Source organism: Xenorhabdus sp. Sc-CR9 (assembly GCF_963897815.1).
GTDB lineage: Bacteria > Pseudomonadota > Gammaproteobacteria > Enterobacterales > Enterobacteriaceae > Xenorhabdus.
This window is the reverse complement of the sequence record NZ_CAWQTY010000091.1, coordinates 1-848: the sequence shown is the minus strand read 5'-3', so window position 1 is coordinate 848 and position 848 is coordinate 1. Positions and strand designations below refer to the sequence as shown.

Annotated in this window: 1 protein-coding gene; it reads left to right on the top strand. The window is 46.6% G+C overall.

Annotation, left to right across the window (positions count from 1 at the left end; genetic code table 11):
- The coding region (locus tag AACQ81_RS04395; RefSeq protein WP_237388500.1) for an IS630 family transposase at nucleotides 1-848 on the top strand (848 nt) is incomplete at both ends.

The following is an 848-nucleotide window of genomic DNA, read 5'->3' as shown; positions in this document are numbered from 1 at the left end:
GATACGACTCGTGATAGTCGAGTCTGTGATCGCATCAAGGCCGTGCTTTTGGCATCAGAGGGCTGGACAGCTCAGATGATTGCCCAAGCCTTACGTATTCATGAAAGTACGGTAAGCCGTCATCTAAAAGATTTCATCGCTCAGGAAAAACTCACCCCAGAAAATGGCGGTTCTGAAAGCCATCTCTCTGCCAAACAAACTGCCGAGCTGATTGATTATTTGACGGAAAATTTGCTGCATACGACCGCGCAAATTGTGGACTATGTCCGAGCACGTTGGCAGGTGTCTTTCAGCGTGGGCGGAATGACTAAATGGCTTCACCGCCAAGGTTTCAGCTACAAAAAACCCAAGGGAGTGCCTCATAAATTCGATGCGGATAAGCAGCAACAATTTATTGAGGACTACCGGTTTCTGAAAGACCGGGCGGGTCAGAATGAACCTATCTTATTTATTGATGCCGTGCATCCTTCACAGTCCACAAAGCTCAGCTATGGTTGGATGAAAGCCGGAAAAAATCAGGTAAAAGTGGTCGAAACCACCGGCAGTCGCACCCGTCTCAATATTCTGGGCGCCCTCAATTTACAACGAATTGAAGATACTGTGATCCGTGAATATCCGAGTATCAATGCCGAAAATATCGCGTATTTCTTCGGGGCGCTCCGGGAAACTTACCCGCTTTCGCAAAAAATCCATATTATTCTGGATGGGGCGGGCTATCACAGAGCAGAATTGGTGAAAGAGATGGCATATGTCCTTAATATTGAATTGCATTACCTACCGCCTTACAGCCCAAACCTCAATCCGATAGAGCGATTGTGGAAGTATATGAATGAGCAAGTACGTAACAA